The sequence below is a fragment of the Enterobacter sp. SECR19-1250 genome (assembly GCF_013391025.1).
GTDB lineage: Bacteria > Pseudomonadota > Gammaproteobacteria > Enterobacterales > Enterobacteriaceae > Enterobacter > Enterobacter cloacae.
The window spans coordinates 1-3,193 of the sequence record NZ_JACASJ010000211.1; the positions used below are offsets into that span (position 1 = coordinate 1).

Annotated in this window: 3 protein-coding genes and 3 tRNA genes; 3 read left to right on the forward strand and 3 right to left on the reverse strand. The window is 51.9% G+C overall.

The window, feature by feature from the left end; all coding sequences use genetic code 11:
• Positions 1-129 precede the first annotated feature (129 nt).
• Together HX884_RS25820 and HX884_RS25825 are read right to left on the reverse strand one after the other, a co-directional pair.
• Positions 130-205, reverse strand: a tRNA-Ala gene (locus HX884_RS25820).
• Positions 206-246: 41 nt separating this feature from the next.
• A tRNA-Ala gene (locus tag HX884_RS25825) sits at positions 247-322 on the reverse strand.
• A gap of 217 nt (positions 323-539) precedes the next feature.
• Between HX884_RS25825 and HX884_RS25830 the strand changes: the two genes are divergently transcribed.
• Positions 540-902 carry a YfeC-like transcriptional regulator gene (locus tag HX884_RS25830; RefSeq protein WP_178328998.1) on the forward strand — a complete coding sequence of 121 codons (363 nt, stop codon included), beginning with the start codon at positions 540-542 and terminating at the stop codon, positions 900-902.
• A 1-nt stretch (position 903) separates the two neighbouring features.
• Entirely contained in the window at positions 904-1,299 is a 396-nt protein-coding gene (locus HX884_RS25835) for a YfeC-like transcriptional regulator (protein ID WP_013098190.1), read from the forward strand.
• 43 nt (positions 1,300-1,342) lie between these two features.
• Here the strand turns inward: HX884_RS25835 and gltX are convergent, their stop codons facing one another.
• Complete coding sequence (gene gltX, locus HX884_RS25840) at positions 1,343-2,758, reverse strand: glutamate--tRNA ligase (protein WP_178328999.1); 1,416 nt, start codon at positions 2,756-2,758, stop codon at positions 1,343-1,345.
• Positions 2,759-3,016: 258 nt separating this feature from the next.
• Here gltX and HX884_RS25845 point away from each other — a divergent pair.
• Positions 3,017-3,092, forward strand: a tRNA-Val gene (locus HX884_RS25845).
• Positions 3,093-3,193: the final 101 nt, after the last annotated feature.

The window sequence follows — 3,193 nt, forward strand, 5'->3', positions numbered from 1 at the left end:
CTCCGGATGAATATGATGATCTCATATCAGGAACTTGTTCGCACCTTCCCTAATTTGGCAACAAAAGAGGGTGAAGGTCGTTACAAAGACATAAAAAAAACCCCCGTCTTTCGACGAGGGTTCAAATTTTGGTGGAGCTAAGCGGGATCGAACCGCTGACCTCTTGCATGCCATGCAAGCGCTCTCCCAGCTGAGCTATAGCCCCACATGTTACTTTACTTACCCTACTCTGTTGGGTTCAGAGTTTGGTGGAGCTAAGCGGGATCGAACCGCTGACCTCTTGCATGCCATGCAAGCGCTCTCCCAGCTGAGCTATAGCCCCATCGTAAAGCTGTCATGTTGACGGGCGGCATAATATGAATTCCGCTGCGGAGTGTCAACGGCAAAATCATTCACTGCCGTTCAATCGCCGAAAAATCATGCAAATGAACCACTTTGCGAGCCGCCTCGCAGTCAGGAGTTAAGCCTGTCACGTTTTCACCTAAAACGGTGCTATAAAATGAACCGTTAATTGACCCCACAAATATTCAGGAAATTGTATGATCAAGGAACGAATGACGCCAGAAGAGTTAGCCCTCCTCACTGGCTATAGCCGCCAGACCATCAATAAATGGGTACGCAAAGAGGGTTGGATTACATCGCCAAAACCGGGAGTTCAGGGCGGGAAAGCGCGCCTGGTACATGTGAACGAGAAAGTGCGTGACTTTATCCTCAGCGCGCGCCGGGCAACGGAAACCGCAGATATGCCGGAAAATGCGTTGCAAAACGGTTCTCTGCACACATTACTTCTGACGCTGGCGAATGAAATGACGCCGGAAGAGCAAAAGCAGATGACATCGCTGTTACTGCGGGAAGGGATTACCGGATTGTTGCAACGTTTAGGGATTCGCGACCATAACTGATATGAAAAGATTACGCAGCAAAATGACCACGGAAGAGCTGGCGAACAGCCTGGGTGTTGCCCGGCAAACCGTTAACCGCTGGATTCGTCAGCAGGGCTGGAAAACCGAAGGGATCAATGGCGTGAAAGGGGGACGGGCGCGGCTGATCCACATTGATGCTCGGGTGAAGGAGCATATCATGAACCTCCCTGCCATTCGCAACCGTCAGGCGGTTTACCACCTGGCAGAAGCAACGATGCCCTATGGCGATCCTGCGTCATCGAATCTGCTCGTGCAGATTGTCGACACACTTGAAAACATGACGCAGCTGGAACAGGAGCGACTGCACGTGTTGCTAAAACGCGAAGGCATCAGCGGTTTTCTTACGCGCCTGGGTATTGCTGAATTACACGCATAAAAAAACGGCAGGTTACCCTGCCGTTTTTGCATCTCAGGCTGTTTTACTGCTGGTTTTCGCGTACAGCAATAAATCCCAGAGCCTTGTTAATGCGCGCCACGCTGCGAGACTTACCGATCGCGTGAACGGTAACATCCAGCGCCGGAGACTGACCCGCACCGGTCACCGCTACGCGCAGTGGCATACCTACTTTACCCATACCGACTTCCAGTTCGTCAGCGGTAGCCTGAATCGCATGATGCACATTCTCGGCGGTCCACTCAGTGATGGCAGCCAGTTTGTCACGTACCACTTCCAGCGGCTGACGCGCAACAGGACGCAGATGTTTCTTCGCGGCATCCGCATCGAACTCATCAAACTCTTCATAGAAGTAGCGGCAGCTTTCGGCGATCTCTTTCAGAGTTTTGCAACGCTCGCCGAGCAGTTTCACCAGGTCCGCCAGCTCAGGGCCAGTACGGGTATCAATATTGGCCTGCTCAATGTGCAACTGCAGGTAAGTCGCCACATATTCCGGCGGCATGGTATTGATGTAGTGGTGGTTCAGCCACAGCAGCTTGTCAGTGTTAAATGCACTGGCGGATTTGCTCACAGAGTTCAGAGAGAACAGATCGATCATCTCTTCGCGGCTGAAAATTTCCTGATCACCATGAGCCCAGCCCAGACGCACCAGGTAGTTCAGCAGCGCTTCCGGCAGATAGCCGTCGTCGCGATACTGCATAACGCTGACCGCACCGTGACGTTTAGACAGCTTTTTACCGTCGTCACCGTTGATCATTGAAACGTGCGCATAGACCGGAACAGGGGCATTTAACGCTTTCAGGATGTTGATCTGGCGCGGGGTGTTATTGATATGGTCTTCGCCACGGATAACATGGGTGATTTCCATGTCCCAGTCGTCAACCACCACGCAGAAGTTATAGGTTGGAGAACCGTCGGTACGGCGGATGATCAGATCGTCCAGCTCCTGGTTGCTGAATTCGATTGGGCCACGGATCTGGTCGTCAAAAATAACAGAGCCGTCCTGTGGGTTAGCAAAACGCACCACGCAAGGTTCATCAGCGGCATGCTCGCTGTGGTCATGGCGGCAGCGGCCGTCGTAACGCGGCTTTTCGCCGTTCGCCATCTGCTCTTCACGTAGCGCATCCAGGCGCTCTTTAGAGCAATAGCATTTGTATGCCGTACCCGCGACCAGCATCTCGTCAATTACCGCGTTATAACGGTCAAAACGTTTGGTCTGGAAGTAAGGACCTTCATCCCACTGCAGATTCAGCCAGTTCATCCCATCCATAATGGCTTCAATTGCTTCCGGCGTGGAGCGCTCGAGATCGGTGTCTTCAATACGCAGCACGAACTCACCTTTGTTGTGGCGTGCAAAAAGCCAGGAATAGAGAGCAGTACGTGCACCACCGACGTGCAGGTAGCCTGTCGGGCTGGGCGCGAAGCGAGTTTTGATTTTCATGAAATGGCCTTACGTTATAAAGATGCCGGCAATCGGCAAATCCTGGGGAAAAAACGATGGGCAATATTCTATCACTGTGCGGCGATTCCTCAATGTCGATCCCTTTATCGTGACCGAGTTTGCTGTTTTTGTTTAGAAATCATGCGCCACAGCCCATTTCACGATCGTTTTGTTTAATTTTACGACGAACGAATAAAAACTTTAGAAAATGCGTTGACTCATTTTCAACTCTCCCTATAATGCGACTCCACACAGCGGGGGTGATTAGCTCAGTTGGTAGAGCATCTCCTTTACACGGAGGGGGTCGGCGGTTCGAGCCCGTCATCACCCACCATCTACTTCACGTAGACTCGCAGTGTAGATAAGAATTGAGATTGGGCGATTAGCTCAGTTGGTAGAGCATCTCCTTTACACGGAGGGGGTCGGCGGTTCGAG